The 16,614-nt window shown below is 71.3% G+C and carries 12 protein-coding genes; 3 read left to right on the forward strand and 9 right to left on the reverse strand.

Features of this window, described 5'->3' with window-relative positions; all coding sequences use genetic code 11:
- The first annotated feature begins 19 nt into the window (after nucleotides 1-19).
- Both mscL and FPZ22_RS04855 read left to right on the forward strand, forming a co-directional pair.
- A complete protein-coding gene (mscL, locus tag FPZ22_RS04850) occupies nucleotides 20-430 on the forward strand; it encodes a large-conductance mechanosensitive channel protein MscL (protein ID WP_144890924.1) in 411 nt (136 codons plus the stop codon).
- Between the two features lie 92 nt (nucleotides 431-522).
- Nucleotides 523-1,959, forward strand: a complete 1,437-nt coding sequence (locus FPZ22_RS04855) for a M28 family peptidase (RefSeq protein WP_144890926.1) — start codon at nucleotides 523-525, stop codon at nucleotides 1,957-1,959.
- 18 nt (nucleotides 1,960-1,977) lie between these two features.
- On the opposite strand, the gene FPZ22_RS04860 is transcribed toward FPZ22_RS04855, so the two are convergent.
- The 4 genes from FPZ22_RS04860 to FPZ22_RS04875 all read right to left on the reverse strand — a co-directional run bounded on the left by FPZ22_RS04860 (nucleotide 1,978) and on the right by FPZ22_RS04875 (nucleotide 8,589).
- The gene (locus FPZ22_RS04860) at nucleotides 1,978-2,733 is read right to left on the reverse strand and encodes a TrmH family RNA methyltransferase (protein WP_144890928.1); all 756 of its coding nucleotides are present in this window, start codon (nucleotides 2,731-2,733) and stop codon (nucleotides 1,978-1,980) included.
- The gene (locus tag FPZ22_RS04865) at nucleotides 2,733-4,226 is read right to left on the reverse strand and encodes an alanine/glycine:cation symporter family protein (RefSeq protein ID WP_144890930.1); all 1,494 of its coding nucleotides are present in this window, start codon (nucleotides 4,224-4,226) and stop codon (nucleotides 2,733-2,735) included. The genes FPZ22_RS04860 and FPZ22_RS04865 overlap by 1 nt, the downstream gene beginning before the upstream one ends.
- Nucleotides 4,227-4,344: 118 nt before the next feature.
- Nucleotides 4,345-7,488, reverse strand: a complete 3,144-nt coding sequence (locus FPZ22_RS04870; protein WP_144890932.1) for an efflux RND transporter permease subunit — start codon at nucleotides 7,486-7,488, stop codon at nucleotides 4,345-4,347.
- Nucleotides 7,489-7,491: 3 nt separating this feature from the next.
- Nucleotides 7,492-8,589, reverse strand: a complete 1,098-nt coding sequence (locus FPZ22_RS04875) for an efflux RND transporter periplasmic adaptor subunit (protein WP_144890934.1) — start codon at nucleotides 8,587-8,589, stop codon at nucleotides 7,492-7,494.
- Nucleotides 8,590-8,781: 192 nt separating this feature from the next.
- Here FPZ22_RS04875 and cysK point away from each other — a divergent pair, with 192 nt between their 5' ends.
- Nucleotides 8,782-9,738 (forward strand): cysteine synthase A, encoded by a 957-nt coding sequence (gene cysK, locus FPZ22_RS04880; protein WP_144890936.1) that lies wholly within the window; start codon nucleotides 8,782-8,784, stop codon nucleotides 9,736-9,738.
- A 583-nt stretch (nucleotides 9,739-10,321) separates the two neighbouring features.
- Here cysK and FPZ22_RS04885 read toward each other — a convergent pair.
- From FPZ22_RS04885 to lptF, 5 genes are all read right to left on the reverse strand, one after another.
- Entirely contained in the window at nucleotides 10,322-11,329 is a 1,008-nt protein-coding gene (locus FPZ22_RS04885; protein WP_144890938.1) for a class I fructose-bisphosphate aldolase, read from the reverse strand.
- Between the two features lie 86 nt (nucleotides 11,330-11,415).
- A complete protein-coding gene (gene pyk, locus FPZ22_RS04890; RefSeq protein ID WP_144890940.1) occupies nucleotides 11,416-12,882 on the reverse strand; it encodes a pyruvate kinase in 1,467 nt (488 codons plus the stop codon).
- Nucleotides 12,883-12,997: 115 nt separating this feature from the next.
- Complete coding sequence (locus FPZ22_RS04895; RefSeq protein WP_144890942.1) at nucleotides 12,998-14,173, reverse strand: phosphoglycerate kinase; 1,176 nt, start codon at nucleotides 14,171-14,173, stop codon at nucleotides 12,998-13,000.
- A 107-nt stretch (nucleotides 14,174-14,280) separates the two neighbouring features.
- A complete protein-coding gene (lptG, locus tag FPZ22_RS04900; protein ID WP_144890944.1) occupies nucleotides 14,281-15,387 on the reverse strand; it encodes an LPS export ABC transporter permease LptG in 1,107 nt (368 codons plus the stop codon).
- Nucleotides 15,384-16,478 (reverse strand): LPS export ABC transporter permease LptF, encoded by a 1,095-nt coding sequence (gene lptF / locus FPZ22_RS04905; RefSeq protein WP_144893936.1) that lies wholly within the window; start codon nucleotides 16,476-16,478, stop codon nucleotides 15,384-15,386. The genes lptG and lptF overlap by 4 nt, the downstream gene beginning before the upstream one ends.
- Between the last annotated feature and the right edge of the window lie 136 nt (nucleotides 16,479-16,614).

Consider the following 16,614-nt stretch of genomic DNA (forward strand, 5'->3'; position numbering starts at 1 on the left):
CAGGACGATGGAGAAGGCCATGGGCATGAGGAACGAGTTCAAGGAATTCGCGATGCGCGGCAGCGTCATCGACCTCGCCGTGGGCGTGGTCATCGGCGCCGCGTTCGGCAGGATCGTCAGCGCCCTGGTCGACAACGTGATCATGCCGCCGATCGGCCTGCTCATCGGCGGCGTCGACTTCTCGGACCTCGCGATCACGCTCAAGGGCGCCACCGTCGATGCCGCGGGCGAAGTCGTGCCGGCGGTGGAGATCGGCTACGGCGTGTTCCTGAACGCGCTGATCCAGTTCGTCATCGTCGCCTTCGCGATCTTCATGGTCGTCAAGGCGATCAACCGCCTGAACCGCAAGCAGGCCGCGCCGGAAGCGCCCGCCGCGCCGTCCGAGGACGTCCTGTTGCTGCGCGAGATCCGCGACTCCCTGAAGCGATAGCTCCCAGCGGCAGCAGGACTTCACGCACATCGACGCGGGGCCGCGGGTTGCTAAGCTCGTGGCTTCGTCCTTTTCGAATGCAGCGGAGCGCCATGCGCCTGGTCCCGATGTTGCTCTCGGCGGCAATCGCCGCATCCTTTCCCGCCGTCGCCGCCGAGACCGCTGGGGCCAGCACCCCGGCCACCGTCGAAACCCGCATCGCCGACGCCTCCATGGCCGCCGTCGCCGGCCTGCGCGAAGCTGCGCTGGCCAGCAGCCTGGCATGGGACATCACCGAGTCGCTGACCACCGAGATCGGCCCGCGCCTGGCCGGCAGCGAGGCCGACGCACGCGCGGTGGAATGGGCCCGGGCGAAGTTCACGGAGCTCGGCTTCGACCGCGTCTGGACCGAGCCGGTGACCTTCCCGAAATGGGTCCGCCGCGGCGAGTCCGCCGCCGTGCTGGGTCCGAATGCGCAGCCGCTGGCGCTGAGCGCGCTGGGCGGCAGCCCGGGCGGCACGGTCGAGGGCGAGGTCGTGCGCTTCGCCGACCTCGCCGCGCTGGAAGCCGCTCCGGCGGGCTCGCTGGCCGGGAAGATCGCTTTCGTCGACTACCGGATGGAACGCGCACGGGACGGCAGCGGCTACGGCCCGGGCTCGCGGGTGCGCAGCCGCGGCCCCTCGGCGGCGGTCCGCGCCGGCGCTGCCGGCTTCATCATGCGCTCGGTCGGCACCGACTCGCACCGGATGCCGCACACCGGCATCACCCGCTTCGACGCGGGCCTGGATCCGGTGCCCAGCGCCGCGCTGTCGGTGCCCGACGCCGACCAGCTCGCGCGCCTGCTCGCGCGCGGCCCCGTGCGCATGCGGGTCGCGCTCGACTGCGGATGGGACGGCGAGTACACCTCGCAGAACGTGATCGGCGAGATCACCGGCGCCAGCCGTCCCGACGAGTTCGTGCTGATCGGCGCCCACCTCGACTCCTGGGACCTGGGCACCGGCGCGGTGGACGACGGCGCCGGCGTCGGCATCACCATGGCCGCGGCGGTGCACATCGCCGCGCTCGAGCGGCGGCCCGCGCGCAGCATCCGCGTGGTGGCGTTCGCGAACGAGGAACAGGGCCTGATCGGCGGCTTCGCGTATGCGGACCGCCATGCCGGCGACGTCGCCCGCCACCAGATCGTGGCCGAGAGCGACTTCGGCGCCGGCCGGATCTACGGTTTCAACACCGGTGCGCCGGCGCATGCGAAAGCGGCCGAAGCGAAGATCGCCGAGGCGCTTGCGCCGCTGGGCATCGAACGCCTGCCCGGCGAGGGCGGTCCGGGACCCGACCTGATCGGCATCGCGCGCAAGGGCGCGACCTGGGCCTGGCTGGGCCAGGATGGCACCGACTATTTCGACCTCCACCACACGCCCGACGACACGCTCGACAAGATCGATCCCGACGCGCTGGCGCAGAACGCCGCGGCCTATGCGGTCTTCGCCTACCTCGCCGCCGACGCCGAGGGCGACTTCGGCAGCGCCCCCACGGATCCCGCTCCCGCCCTGTAGGAGCGGCTGCAGCCGCTCCTACAGAGGGGCGGCCGTGGCGGACTGCCACCAGCGCGCGAGCAGCACCGCGGTGGCCGCGGCGACGTTGAGGCTCTCCACCGCACCGGTGCCGGGGATCGACAGCCGCAGGTCGCAGGCTTCGACCAGCGCCGGCGACATGCCTTCGCCCTCGCTGCCCATCACGTAGACTAGCCGCCGCGGCAGCGCGGCGGCGAAGGCATCGTCGCCGCCGGCCACCACCGTCGCCGCCAGGCCGAAGCCCGCCCCGCGCAGCTGGGCGATGGCGTTGTCCTCGCGTCCGAGGCGCACCAGCGGCACCGCCTCGGCGCCGCCCTCGGCCACGCGCGCCGCGGCGCCCGAGAGCTGCAGCGGCGAATGCTTCGGCAGCAGCACCGCGGCGCCGAAGTTCGCCGCCGAGCGCAGGATCGCGCCGAGGTTGTGCGGGTTGCCGACGCCGTCCAGCCACAGCGCGCAGGCCGGCCCGTCGGCGAGATCCCGCAGCCAGGCGGTCAGCGGCAGCGGCGCCTCGCGCAGCACGTCGGCGACCACGCCTTCGTGGTGGCTGCTGGCGGCGAGCTTGCGCAGGTCCTCGTCTTCCACCACCCGGTAGCCGACGCGGTTGGCCACGCACCACTTCAGCAGCGGCTGCAGCCTCGGGATCAGCGCCTCGGCCAGGTACAGCTTGCGGATCGCCTCGGGGCGCCGCGCGAACACGGCCTGCACGGCGTTGAAGCCGTGCAGGCGGATCTCGTCGGCGGAACCGGCCTTCGCCATCAGCCCTGCTTCTTCCGCATCCAGAAGGTCGCATTGCGGATGCCCAGCGCCTCGGGATCGAACACCGGCTCCTTGCCCGCCTTCTTCTGCACCTCGTAGTCGCGCAGCGCGGCGAGCGCCGGCTTCTGCAGCAGGAAGATGGCGATGATGTTGAGCCAGGCCATCAGGCCGACGCCGATGTCGCCCAGCGCCCAGGCCGTCTTCGCGTTGTGGTACGCGCCGAAGACCACCATGCCCGTGATCGCCAGCCGCAGCAGGAGCGTGGCGAGCGGCCTCGTCTTGTGGCCGTTGAGGTAGGTGAGGTTGGTCTCGGCCATGTAGTAGTAGGCCATGATCGTGGTGAAGGCGAAGAAGAACAGCGCCAGCGCCACGAAGCCCGAGCCCCAGCCCGGGAGGACGGTGTCGATGCCACTCTGCACGAAGCCGGCGCCGGCCTCGATGCCCGGCAACGCCTCCTGCATCATCGTTCCTTCGGGCCCGTGCACGTTGTACATCCCGGTGGCCAGCATCAGGAAGGCGGTGGAAGTGCAGATCAGCATGGTGTCGAAGTAGATCGCCCAGGCCTGCACGTAACCCTGCTTGGCCGGGTGCGAGACCTCGGCCGCGGCGGCGGCGTGCGGACCGGTGCCCTGTCCGGCCTCGTTGGCGTATACGCCGCGGCGCACGCCCCACTCCACCGCCAGGCCCAGCATCGCGCCGAAGCCGGCGTGGATGCCGAAGGCGCTGCTGAAGATGATCCGGAACATCTCCGGCACGAACTCGTAGTTCACGACCATCACGAAGACGGCGGTGAGGATGTAGCCGATAGCCATGAACGGAACCACCAGCTCGGCGAAGGCCGCGATGCGCTTGACGCCGCCGAAGATGATCAGCGACAGCAGGCCGGCGACCACGATGCCGGTGCCCAGCTTCAGCGCGTCGCGCTCCGGCATGCCCATCCACTCGCCGTCCAGGCTGCCGCAGATCCCGCCCTGGCAGGCGTTGGCGATGCCGTCGGCGATGGCGTTGGCCTGCACTCCGGGCATCAGCAGGCCGGCGGCGACCAGCGTCGCCAGCGCGAACGCCAGCGCGTACCACTTCATGCCCAGGCCTTTCTCGATGTAATAGGCCGGGCCGCCGCGGTAGCGCCCCTCGTTGTCCTTTTCCTTGTAGATCTGCGCCAGCGAGCACTCGATGTACGAGGTCGATGCGCCGAGGAAGCCCATCACCCACATCCAGAAGATCGCGCCCGGGCCGCCGAAGGCGATCGCGGTGGCGACGCCGGCGATGTTGCCGATGCCGATGCGCCCGGCCATGGACATGGACAGCGCCTGGAACGAGGACACGCCGGCCTCCGACTTCTGGCCGGTGAAGGTCAGCCGCGTCATCTCGATGATGCCGCGCACCTGCATGAAACGCGTGCGGAACGAGAACCAGAGTCCCGCGCCGAGGCAGAGCGCGATGAGCGCCTTGCTCCAGATGATGGAGTTGATGAAGTCGAGGATCTGTTCCAAGGGCTGGCTCCAGTGGTGGGTGGCGATGCACCGGCACCACGTCTCCCCGGCCCCGGAACCGCCCGATTCTCCACGATCGACGCACGGATGCCAAAGGGCCGAAAGTCCGCCCCCGGCGTCAGGCGTGCCCCCCGACGCTGGGCACTTCGCGCTGCTGTTTCTCCAGCTCCCGGGCCACTGCCAGCGGCGAGCGCGTCCAGGGCGCAAACAGCCGGTAGAACGCGGGCACCACGAACAGCGACAGCAGGGTCGAGAACGCGACCCCGGCGATGATCACCACGCCGATCGTGGCGCGGCTGGCCGAACCGGGGCCGCCGGCCAGCACCAGCGGCAGGGCGCCGGCCACGGTCGCGATCGAGGTCATCAGGATCGGACGCAGGCGCACGGTCGCCGACTCGACGATGGCCTCGGTCACGCCGCGTCCCTCGTCGCGCAGCTGGTTGGCGAACTCGACGATCAGGATGCCGTTCTTCGCCGCCAGGCCCACCAGCATGACCACGCCGATCTGGCTGAAGAGGTTGATCGTGCCCCCGGTCACCGCCAGCCCGATCAGCGCGCCGAGCACCGCCAGCGGCACCGTCAGCATGATCACGAAGGGATGCACGAAGCTCTCGAACTGCGCGGCCATCACCAGGTAGACCACCAGCAGCGCCATGGCGAAGGTCAGGAGCACCGCGCCGCCGGCCTTCCGGAACTCGCGGGACTCGCCCTTCCAGCCGACCTGGGCGTAGTCGGGCAGTTCGGTGCGCACCACGTCCTCGAGGAAGGCCAGCGCATCGCCCATCGGGTAGCCGGGCGCGAGGCCTGCGCTGATGGTGATCGCGCGCAGGCGGTCGAAGCGGTTGAGGCTGCCGGCCTCGGCGACCTCGGTGAGCGTCACCAGGTTCGACAGCGGCACCAGTTCGCCGCTGCGTGCGCGCACTTCGATCGCGGCGAGGTCGGCGGGCTCGGCGCGGCCGGAGCGGCCGGCCTGCACCAGCACGTCGTACTCCTCGCCGTCCTGGACGAAGGTGGTGACGCGCCGGCTGCCCATCATCGTCTCCAGCGCGCGGCCGATGTCGGAGACACTGACGCCGAGGTCGGAGGCGCGCGCGCGGTCGATCTCGACGCGCATCTGCGGGCGTGTTTCCTTGTAGTCGGAGTCGACCGAGAAGAAGCCCGGGTGCGCCTCCATCCGCTGCATGACCAGGTCGCGCCAGGCCGCGATCTCCCGGTACTCGGGGCCGCCCAGCACCATCTGGATCGGCTGCCCGCGGCTGCCGACCAGGCCGCCGCCCACGCGCGGCTGCGCCTGCACGCCGCTGAGCGTGCCCAGCTCCGAGCGCAGCGAGTCGGCGACCTCGGCCGTGCTCTGTTCGCGCTTGTCCCAGTCCTCGAGGAAGACGATCACGTTGCCGGTGTGCATCTCCTCGCTCGCGCCCCAGCCTCCCGGCGCGCGGGTGTTGTAGCGGCGGATCGGGCTGTCCTCCTCGGCCACGCGGCGGGCGAAGATCTTCTCGACCTCGCGCACCTGCTGCACGGTGTAGTCGAAACCGGCGCCCTCCGGGCCGACCAGCGACACGAAGAACGAGCCGCGGTCCTCGGCGGGCGCGAGTTCGGACGGCACCAGCCGCGATAGTCCCCAGGCCGCCGCAAGGCTCACCGCCATCACCAGCAGCACGCCGGCCAGCACCTGCCACGCCGGGCGCGCGGCGATGCCGGAGACGCTGCGGCCGTAGGCGGCGGTCACCGAGGCCAGCCGCGCGTTGAACCAGCGGTTGACCGGGTTCGACTTCTCCTCGGTGTGCGGGCGCACCATCTTCGAGGCCATCATGGGCGTCAGCGTCAGCGCCACGAAAGCCGACAGCGCCACCGCGCCGGCCAGCGCCACGGAGAGCTCGCGGAACAGGCGGCCGGTGTTGCCTTCCATGAAGCCCACCGGCAGGAACACCGCGACCAGCACCGTGGTGGTCGCGATCACCGCGAACGCCACCTGCTTCGTGCCGCGCACCGACGCCACCAGCCGCGGCTCGCCGAGGTCGACGCGGCGCTGGATGTTCTCCAGCACCACGATCGCGTCGTCCACCACCAGGCCGATCGCCAGAACCAGCGCCAGCAGGGTCAGCAGGTTGATCGAATAGCCGAACAGCAGCAGCGGGATGAAGGCCGCCAGCAGGCAGACCGGCACCGTCACCGCCGGGATCAGCGCGGCGCGGAAGCTGCCCAGGAACAGCCAGATCACGACCAGCACCAGCGCCATCGCCTCGATCAGGGTCCAGTACACGCGCTCGATCGAGGCCTCGATGAAGACCGTGTCGTCGAAGGCGACGAAGATGTTCGTGCCCTCGGGCAGCGACTTCTGGATCTCGACCGCGGCCTCGCGCGCGGCGCGGGTCACGTCGAGCGCGTTCGCGGTCGAGGTCTTGACGATGCCCAGGCCGATGTTGGGCTGACCGTTGCTCTGGTAGTACGCACGGCGCTCGGCGGAGGCCAGCTCGACCTCGGCCACGTCGCCCAGGCGCACCACGTAGCCGTCGGCACCCTTGCGCAGCGGCATGGCTTCGAAGTCGGTCGGCTCGACGTAGCTGCGCTCCACGCGCAGGGTGAAGTCGCGGCTCCCGGACTCGATGCGCCCCGCCGGGAGCTCCACGTTCTCGGCGCGCAGCGCGGCCTCGATGTCGTTGGGGGCGATGCCGCGGGCGGCCATCGCCGCGCTGTCCAGCCAGACCCGCATGGCGTAGCGCTGCCGGCCGCCGATGCGCACCTGGGCCACGCCGTCCAGGCTCGACAGGCGGTCGACGACGTAGCGGTCGGCGTAGTCCGACAGCTGCAGCGTGTCCATCGTCGCCGAGCTCATGTTGAGCCAGATGATGGTGTCCGAATCGCTGTCGGCCTTCTCGATCTCGGGCGCCCGGGCCTCGTCGGGCAGGCGGTCGGCGACGCCGCCGATGGCGTCGCGGACGTCGTTGGCGGCCGCCTCGATGTCACGGTTGAGGGTGAATTCCAGGGTCACCGAAGAGCGCCCGTTGCGGCTGCGCGACTGCAGGGTCTCGATGCCCTCGATGCCCGACAGCGCGTCTTCCAGCACCTGGGTGATGCGGGTCTCGACCACGGTCGCCGAAGCGCCGGGATAGCTGACGTCGACCGAGACGATGGGCGGATCGATCGCCGGCAGCTCGCGCACGGTCAGCCTGGTGAAGGCCATCACGCCCACCACCATCAGCAGCAGGCTCATCACCGTGGCGAAGACGGGGCGGCGGATGGACAGGTCCGACAGGATCATGGCTCAGCCCTCCGTCGTTTCTTCGGTTCCCCCGGAGTCCGCATCCGCGGCCTCGACGATGGCGCTGCCGTGGCGCAGCTTGCCGGTGCCGTCGACGACGATGCGATCGCCGGGCTGGATGCCGGAGAGGATCTCGGCCATGCCGACCGCCCGCGAGCCGATGGTCACCGGCACCTGCTCGACCGTGGAGTCGGGGGTGACGCGGTAGACGAAGGACTCGCGGCCGACCTGGACCACGGCGATCTCGGGCACCAGTAGCGCCTGGCGCTCGGCGCGCTCGAGCTCGATCTCCAGCAGCATGCCCGGGCGCAGCATGTGCTCGGGGTTGGCGAAGTCGGCGCGCACGCTGAAGGCGCGGCTGGTCGGGTCGACGCGCGAGCCGACGTTGCTGACCGTACCCTCGAAGCCGCGGCCCTGCCAGGCGGTACTGGTGCCGGTGATGCGCTGGCCCAGTGCGACGTTCGCCAGGTGCGCTTCCGGCACGGGAAAGTCGACATGGACCGAGGACAGGTCGTCGAGGGTGGCGACCACGGTGCCCGGGGTGATCAGCGCACCGGGGCTGACCTGGCGCACGCCGAGCACGCCCGCGAAGGGCGCGCGGATCACGCGGTCTCCCAGGTTGGCCTCGATCTGCCGCACCTGCGCCAGCGCGCTGTCGCGGGTGGCGCGCTGGGAATCCAGCGTGGCGCGCGCGATCAGCTGGCGTGCGGCCAGCTCCTGCTGGCGCTGCAGCATGCGGTCCGCCTCTTCGGCGGTCGCGCGGGCAGCGGCCAGCGCGGCCCGCTGCTGCTCGCCGCTGAGGGTGACCAGCGGCGCCCCGGCGGCGACCACGTCGCCGCTGTCGAAATGGACGCGCTCCACGATCTCGCTGACCTTGGCGGTGACCTCGACCGCTTCACGCGCCTTCACCGTGCCCAGCGCGCGGATCCGGTCGTTGAACGGCCGGATGCCCACGGTGGTCGTGGTGACCACGGCCGCGGGAGCCCCGCCACCGCCACCGCCACCGGCACCCCCTTCGCTTCCGCAGGCCGCGAGGACGAGGAGCAACAGGGCGGCGCAACAGGCCCGGAAGCCGGGGCGGGACACGGAGGCGTGGGGCATCGGTCTCTGCGAAAGAGGGAAGGGGAACCGCTGGATTCTATCGGGGTGGCGTCCCGGCGACGTATGCCATCAGGCCCGTCCGCGGGACGCGGCGTTCATGTCAACCACTGGCGCCTGCGTACGTTACGGCGCACTCTGGCCTCGCCCGGGCCGGGCCCGCGGCACGTCCCCTCCCCCAACCAGGACGACGCCATGATCCACGACAGCATCCTCGACACCATCGGCCGCACCCCGGTGGTGCGCCTGCACCGGCTCGCGCCCGAAGGCATCGACCTGTACGCGAAGGTCGAATCCTTCAACCCCGGCGGTTCGGTCAAGGACCGCCTGGCCCTGGCCATCATCCTCGACGCCGAGCAGCGTGGCCTGCTGAAGCCCGGTGACACCGTGGTCGAAGCCACCTCCGGCAATACCGGCGTGGCCCTGGCGATGGTCTGTGCGGCGCGCGGCTACCGGTTCGTGGCCACCATGGCCGAGACCTTCTCCATCGAGCGCCGCAAACTGATGCGCGCCTTCGGCGCCAAGGTGATCCTCACGCCGGCCGCTGAACGCGGCAGCGGCATGGTGCGCCGCGCGAAGGAACTGGCCGACGAACACGGCTGGTTCCTGGCCAGCCAGTTCGCCAATCCGGCAAACCCCGCCTACCACCGCAACACCACCGCCGCCGAGATCCTGCAGGACTTCGCCGGCCGCCGGCTGGACCACTTCGTCACCGGCTGGGGCACCGGCGGCACGCTCACCGGCGTGGGCGAGATGCTGAAGCTGGCGCGTCCGGAGGTGGAGGTCGTGGCCGCGGAACCTTCGGTCGCGGCGCTGCTGCAGGGCGCGGAATTCACTCCCCACAAGATCCAGGGCTGGACCCCGGACTTCGTGCCGGAAGTGCTCAACCGCGAAGTGGCCGACCGCGTGCTGTCGGTGACCGACGCGGACGCCATCGCGATCTCGCGCAGGCTGGCGGCGGAGGAAGGCATCTTCACCGGCATCTCGGCCGGGGCGACGGTGGCCGCCGCGCTGGAGGTCGCACGGGGTGCCGTCGAAGGCGCGGTGATCCTGGCGATGCTGCCCGACACCGGCGAACGCTACTTCTCGACTCCGCTGTTCGAGGGCGTGGCCGAGGGCAGCGACGACGACTGGCTGGCCGGCCTGCCCTGAGGCAAAAAGTTCTTCTCCCGATCGAGGGGACGCCTCCGTTCGAGTCCGGTCGGCCGCCAGGGGAGCTCCGGTGAAGTTCGGGCCGCCCGCCACGGACGCAGGGGGGATGCCCAGCCGGATGTCTGCGCGTCCTGCTCCCACATCCGGCCGCCGGCCATCCATGGCCGGCTCTGGGCATCCCCCCTGCATCCGCGGCGGGCACGACCTTTGGTCGCGGCCGGAAAGAAGGTCAACGCCGAAACGGTCGCGTCGTCATGAGCAGGAGCGGCCCCAGCCGCGACCGCTCTTGATCTTCCCTCCCGAAGCCGCAGAACGCCGGAGCCCGTCCCGCGCACAGGGGGTGTGCGGACAGCCGGCCATGGATGGCCGGCGGCCGGCAGTGGCAGCAGGACGCGGAGACTGCCGGGGGAGCACACCCCCTGTGCGCGGGACGGGCTGCGCGGACCCCAACAAACCGACTTCAAGGCGCGACGGTGCGCCAGAAGCGCGACAACGCGCCAACTGCACGCCGTCACCCCCGGAGTCGGGAGAAGAACCAAAAAAAAGGCGGCCCGGAGGCCGCCTTTTTCTTCGCCTGGCGCGATCAGCCGCGGGTCCACTGCCCCAGCGCGGCCAGACCGTTGGCCTTTGCGCGCTGGTACACGGTGGCCTGGGCCTTGGCGTAGTTGCCGACCAGGTCCTGCGACCAGAGCTTGAGCGCGGCCGATTGCATGGCGCGGCCGTAGGAGAACGACAGCGGCCACGGATTCGGGCCCATGCGGTTCATCGCGTCCAGGTGCGCCGTGGCGTCGTCGTCGGACTGGCCGCCGGACAGGAACACGATGCCCGGCAGGATCGCCGGCACCGCCGACTTCAGGCACATCAGGGTGGCCTCGGCCACCTCCTCCACCGGGGCCAGCTCACCGCTGTCCTTGCCCGGCAGCACCATCGAGGCCTTCAGGATCGTGCCCTCGAGGGCCACGTTCTGGTTGTACAGGGCGTCGAACAGCGCGCGCAGGGTGACCTCGCTGACCTCGTAGCAGGTCTCGATGTCGTGGTTGCCGTCCATCAGCACCTCCGGCTCCACCATCGGCACCAGGCCCTGCTCCTGGCACAGCGCGGCGTAGCGCGCCAGCGCATGGGCGTTGGCCTCGATGCAGGTTCCCGACGGGATGTCGTCGCCGATGTTGATCACCGCGCGCCACTTGGCGAAGCGGGCGCCCAGCTTGTAGTACTCCTCCAGGCGGGCGCGCAGGCCATCGAGGCCTTCGGTGACCACCTCGCCGGGAAAGCCGGCCAGGGCGTGGGTGCCCTTGTCGACCTTGATGCCCGGGATCATGCCGTTGTCGGTCATGAACTGCGCGAAGGGCACGCCGTCCTTCGTCTTCTGGCGGATGGTCTCGTCGAACAGGATCGCGCCGCTGATGTACTCGTTGAGGTCCGGCGTGGACAGGAGCAGCTCGCGGTAGGCGCGGCGGTTCTCCTCGGTGTTCTCGATGCCGACGCCGGCGAAGCGCTTGGCGATGGTCCCGGTGGACTCGTCGATGGCGATGATCCCCTTGCCCGGGGCGACCATGGCGAGGGCGGTTTCGGCAAGCTGTTCGATGCTCATGTGCAGGGACACTCCGGGCTGGCGGCGGGGCCGGACATTATAGCCGTCCTTGCCGCCCCCGGCCTTCGCGCCGCCTCCCCCCCGGATCAGAGTCCGCCCAGGCCCTGGGCGGTGCCGTCGGGGCCCACCTGCAGCAGGCGCAGGGTGTTGGTGGCGCCGTGGGTCTCCATGGCCTCGCCGCTGGTGAAGACCACGCGGTCTCCGGACTCCAGCAGGCCCGCGCCCACCAGCAGGCCGATGGCGTCGCGCGCGGCCTGGCGCGCGCCCTGGCCGCGGCTGTCGTGGGCCATCGGGAACACGTCGCGCATCAGGCTCATGCGCCGGCGCGCGCCGGCGTGGCGCGAGAAGGCGTAGATCGGCGCACTGGAACGGAAGCGCGACAGGAAGCGCGCGGTGCCGCCCGATTCGGTCATGGCCACGATCGCGGCCACGCCGATGTGCTCGCTGAGGAACATCGCCGCCATGGCGATCGCCTGGTCGGCGCGCTCCAGTCCCCGCTGCGCCTGTTCGAAATCGGTGTCGTGCTCGAACTGCTTCTCGGCGCCCTTGCAGATCCGGTCCATCGCCTCCACCGCGCGCACCGGCCAGGCGCCGGCCGCGGTCTCGGCGGAAAGCATCACCGCGTCGGTGCCGTCGATCACCGCGTTGGCCACGTCCAGCACCTCGGCGCGCGTCGGCATGGGGCTCTCGACCATCGACTGCAGCATCTGGGTGGCGGTGATCACCACGCGGTTGCGGGCCAGCGCCTCGCGGATGATCTTCTTCTGCAGCCCGGGCAGCTCGGCATCGCCGATCTCCACGCCCAGGTCGCCGCGCGCGACCATGACCACGTCGCTGGCATCGATGATTCCGCCGAGGTTCTCGATCGCCTCTGCACGCTCGATCTTCGACACCAGCGCGGCGTCGCATCCGTGGGCGCGGGCGACGCGGCGCGCCTCCTCCATGTCCTCGGCGTTGCGGCAGAACGAGACCGCGATGAAGTCGGCATCGATCTCGGCCGCGACCCGGATCAGTTCGCGGTCCTGGTCGGTGATCGCACCCAGCGACAGGCCGCCGCCCTGCTTGTTCAGGCCCTTGCGGTCGGACAGGACGCCGTCGTTGAGCACGGTGGTGGCGATGGTCGCGCCCTCCACCGCCTGGACCCGCAGCTGCACCATCCCGTCGTCGAGCAGCAGCACGTCGCCGGGCGCCACGTCGGCCGGCAGGCCGAGGTAGCTGACGCCGACGCCGCGCGCGTCGCCCAGGGCGGCATCGCTGCGCGCATGCAGGTCGAAGCGCTCGCCGGCGCGCAGCTGGACGCGGCCGCCCTCGAAGCGCTCGATGCGGATCTTCGGCCCCGGCAGGTCGGCGAGGATCCCGACCTCCACGCCGGCACGGGCCGCCGCCTCGCGGACCTCCTGCGCGCGGCGGACGTGGTCGGCCGGCACGCCGTGGGAGAGGTTCAATCGCACCGCGTTCACGCCCGCGCGCACCAGCGCGTCGAGCACGCCCGGCGCGTCCGTCGCCGGCCCGAGGGTGGCGAGGATGCGGGTACCACGGCGGTATTCGGACATCGGGGCCTCGTGTTCGGCAGTTCGGGGATGCCCCAATGCTAGCCGAGCCCGATCGCGCGCGGCGCGCGCCGCGGCGCGGCGTGCGCTGCGCGTCCGGCACCATGTGCCGGCGCGCTCAGCCGGCGCGCCGCTCCAGCGCTGCGACCGCCGGCAGTTCCTTGCCTTCGAGGAACTCGAGGAAGGCGCCGCCGCCCGTGGAGATGTAGGACACGCCGTCGGCGATCCCGTACTTGTCGACCGCCGCCAGGGTGTCGCCGCCGCCGGCGATCGAGAACGCCTGCGAGGCCGCGATCGCCCGCGCCAGGGTTTCGGTGCCCTTGCCGAAGGCGTCGAATTCGAACACGCCGACCGGCCCGTTCCAGACCACGGTGCCCGCTCCGGCGATCAGCTTCGCGTAGCGCGCCGCGGTCTCCGGGCCGATGTCGAGCACCATCTCGCCCTCGCCGATCGCGTCCACCGCCTTGACCGTGGCCGGCGCGTCGGCGGCGAAAGCCGGCGCCACCACCACGTCGGTCGGCACCGGGATGTCGGCGCCTCGCGCGCGGGCGTCGGCCATGATCTTCCTGGCGGTATCGACGAGGTCGGCCTCGTGCAGCGAGGTGCCGACACCATGGCCGGCCGCGGCGATGAAGGTGTTGGCGATGCCGCCACCGACGATCAGCTGGTCGACCTTGCCCACCAGCGAGGACAGCAGCTCGAGCTTGGTCGAGACCTTGGAGCCCGCGACGATCGCCAGCATCGGCCGCGCCGGATCCTTCAGCGCCTTGCCCAGGGCGTCGAGCTCGGCCATCAGCAGCGGACCGCCACAGGCCTGCGCCGCGTGGCGGATGACGCCGTGGGTGGAGGCCTGGGCGCGGTGCGCGGTGCCGAAGGCGTCCATGACGAAGACATCGCAGAGTGCGGCGTAGCGCCTGGACAGCGCCTCGTCGTCCGCCTTCTCGCCGACGTTCATGCGGCAGTTCTCGAGCAGCACGAGCTGGCCCGGCGCGACCTCGACCCCGTCGAGGTAGTCGCGGACCAGCGGCACCTCGCGCCCGAGCAGCTCGCCCAGGCGCACGGCAACCGGCGCCAGCGAATCGGCGGCGTTCCACTCGCCTTCCTTCGGCCGTCCGAGATGCGACATCACCATCACCGCCGCGCCCGCATCCAGCAGCGCGCGCAGCGTCGGCAGCGAGGCCAGGATGCGCTGGTCGGAGGTCACGCGGCCGTCGGCCACCGGCACGTTGAGGTCCTGGCGGACCAGCACGCGCCTGCCGGCGAGGTCGAGGTCGGTCATGCGGAGGATGGACATGGGAAACGGCCGGAATGTCAGGGGGCGCCATTGTCGGCGCGGGCCGCGGCGGATTCAAACCGCCGCGAGGGCGCGCGGCCGGGCGAGCGGGCCTCGCGGCAGGCGCTTCAGCCGCTCCGCCTCCGGAACAGCAGCCACGACACCGCGAGCATCAGCAGGGGCGGCGCCGCGTAGGCCAGCCGGTAGTCGAAGCCGTAGACCGCGGCCAGCTTGGCGACCTGGTTCTGCAGCATCCAGAATCCCAGCGCGAACACCACGCCGATGAACAGCCTGCGCCCGAGGCCGCCGCTGCGCAGCGAGCCGAAGGCGAAGGGCATCGCCGCCAGGCACAGCGCGAGCACGTTGACCGGGTAGTACCAGCGTCCCCAGTAGTGCTCCTCGAACTCGCTGGCATCGAGGCGGTTGCGGTGGCGGTAGTCGATGCCCTCGGCCAGCTCGCGCGCCGACATGTAGCGCGGTCGGAAGGCCCCGGCGCTGGCGGCCAGCGCGGCGGCGTCGAGCTGTGACTCCCAGCGTTCCTCGTCGACGTGGACCTCGGCCACCGAACGTTCCTCGAACGTCATCCGCCGGACGTCGCGCAGCAGCCAGCCGCTGCTGCGGTGCTCGGCGCGACCGACCTGGGCGACGGATGCCAGTCGCCCACCCTCGTCGAACTCGAACAGGCGCACGTCGTCCAGCTCCAGCCAGGCCTCGCCCCCCTCGCTGCGCTCGCGGCCGTCGCGCGCGTTGAGGAAGATGTTGCCCTCGCGCGCCCACAGCCCGGAGTACCGGGCCACGATCATGTCGCTGGAGCGCGCGGCGGCCTTCATCGCGTCCGCGCTGCGCTGGGCGCCCGGGCCCAGGGTTTCGCCGCTGAACATCATGACCCCGGTCAGCAGCGCCAGCGGCACCGCCACCGAGACGCTCAGCCGGCGCCGGGACACGCCGAGCGCGCGCAGCGCGGTCAGCTCCGACGAGGCCGCCAGCTGCCCCAGGCCCATGAGCGTCCCGATCACAGCCGCGGTCGGGAACATGGTGTAGGCGCGCCGCGGCAGGGTGTAGGCGACGTAGGTGAGCACGCTGACGAAGCCGTAGTCGCCCTCGCCCATGTTGCCGACCTCGTCGACCGCGGCCAGCACCGCATCCAGCCCCACCAGCACCACCCAGACCAGCAGCACGGTCGCCACCACCACGCGCGCGACCAGGAGGTCGTGGATCCTCGGGAACGGCCTCATTCCGCGCCTCCCGCGCGACGGCGGCGCGGCGCGGCGACATGGCCGTCGCGGAAGTAGAACCAGGTGCCCGCCGCCAGCAGAGGCAGCACCAGCCACCACAGCCCCAGGCGCAGCGGAATCACGCCGTCCGCCAGCCACCGGGTGCCCAGCAGCATCAGGTTCATGCCCACCACATAGGCCAGGAAGGCGACCGCGACGCGTCCGTACCGCGCCTGCCGCGGCGGGCTGCGCGCCAGTGGCACCGCCAGCAGCGCGAAGGCCACCGCCAGCAGCGGCGGCGCGATGCGGGCATGCAGCTGCGCGCGGGCCTCGGGGCGCGGATCGCCCAGCAGCTCGAGGGTGGTGTCGAACTCGGGGTTGTCCTCCGCGGAACGGGTCTCGGCGTCCGGCAGGCGCATCTCGTTGCGCGCGTAGCGCATCATGCGGAAGTCGAGGGTGTCGGCCAGCGGACCCTCGACGCGGAAGCCGTCGCCCAGGTCCAGGTAGCGTTCGGGCCCGTCCACCGTCAGGCGCCCGGTGCGCGCGGTGGTGACGTCCATGCGGTCGCCGTCCTGGCGATAGACGAACACCCGCGACAGCGCGGAGCCCTCGCCGGACATCGCGCCGACGTAGACCACGCCCCCGCCGCCCGGAAGCTCCACGAAGCGGCCGGCCTCCAGCCCGGCCAGCAGCAGGTTGCGATTGCCCTCGGCGACCATGCGCTGGGCGTAGTCGTTGGCCCAGGGGCCCAGCCACAGCGAGCAGGCGGCGATGAATGCCACCACGGGCGCCACCAGCATCAGCAGCGGCCGAAGCAGGCGCCGCGGGCCGACGCCGGTCGCCACCAGCACCGGCATCTCGGAATCGCGGTACAGCCGGCCCATCGCCATCAGCAGGCCCAGCATCAGCCCCAGGGGCAGGATCAGCGGCAGGTAGTTCAGCACCATCAGCCCCAGCTGGGAGAGCATCAGGCCGGCCGGGACCCGCCCGCGGGCGATGTCGCCGAGCACGTCGGCGAACACCCCGCCGAGGCTGACGATCATCAGCACCACCAGGGCCGCGAACGTGGACTGGGCGAATTCGCGGAACAGGTAACTGTCGAGCTTCGGCATCCGGGGGCGGCCTTGCATTAGAATCGGGGGTTCGTCCATACACCGCCAGGACCGCGCCGGGACGCCGGCGCCGCGGCGCAAGGCCGCATTCTGGTCCGCGGATTGTAAGGAACACTTCACGCCAAACCGCAGAACA

The sequence above is a fragment of the Luteimonas granuli genome, from assembly GCF_007795095.1.
Lineage (GTDB): Bacteria > Pseudomonadota > Gammaproteobacteria > Xanthomonadales > Xanthomonadaceae > Luteimonas > Luteimonas granuli.

What these genes read in the sequence shown, in the direction of transcription:
- mscL (WP_144890924.1), top strand. Translation starts at nt 20, where the DNA reads ATGGGCATGAGGAACGAGTTCAAGGAATTCGCGATGCGCGGCAGCGTC.
- FPZ22_RS04855 (WP_144890926.1), top strand. Translation starts at nt 523, where the DNA reads ATGCGCCTGGTCCCGATGTTGCTCTCGGCGGCAATCGCCGCATCCTTT.
- FPZ22_RS04860 (WP_144890928.1), bottom strand. Translation starts at nt 2,733, where the DNA reads ATGGCGAAGGCCGGTTCCGCCGACGAGATCCGCCTGCACGGCTTCAAC.
- FPZ22_RS04870 (WP_144890932.1), bottom strand. Translation starts at nt 7,488, where the DNA reads ATGATCCTGTCGGACCTGTCCATCCGCCGCCCCGTCTTCGCCACGGTG.
- FPZ22_RS04875 (WP_144890934.1), bottom strand. Translation starts at nt 8,589, where the DNA reads ATGCCCCACGCCTCCGTGTCCCGCCCCGGCTTCCGGGCCTGTTGCGCC.
- cysK (WP_144890936.1), top strand. Translation starts at nt 8,782, where the DNA reads ATGATCCACGACAGCATCCTCGACACCATCGGCCGCACCCCGGTGGTG.
- FPZ22_RS04885 (WP_144890938.1), bottom strand. Translation starts at nt 11,329, where the DNA reads ATGAGCATCGAACAGCTTGCCGAAACCGCCCTCGCCATGGTCGCCCCG.
- pyk (WP_144890940.1), bottom strand. Translation starts at nt 12,882, where the DNA reads ATGTCCGAATACCGCCGTGGTACCCGCATCCTCGCCACCCTCGGGCCG.
- FPZ22_RS04895 (WP_144890942.1), bottom strand. Translation starts at nt 14,173, where the DNA reads ATGTCCATCCTCCGCATGACCGACCTCGACCTCGCCGGCAGGCGCGTG.
- lptG (WP_144890944.1), bottom strand. Translation starts at nt 15,387, where the DNA reads ATGAGGCCGTTCCCGAGGATCCACGACCTCCTGGTCGCGCGCGTGGTG.
- lptF (WP_144893936.1), bottom strand. Translation starts at nt 16,478, where the DNA reads ATGCCGAAGCTCGACAGTTACCTGTTCCGCGAATTCGCCCAGTCCACG.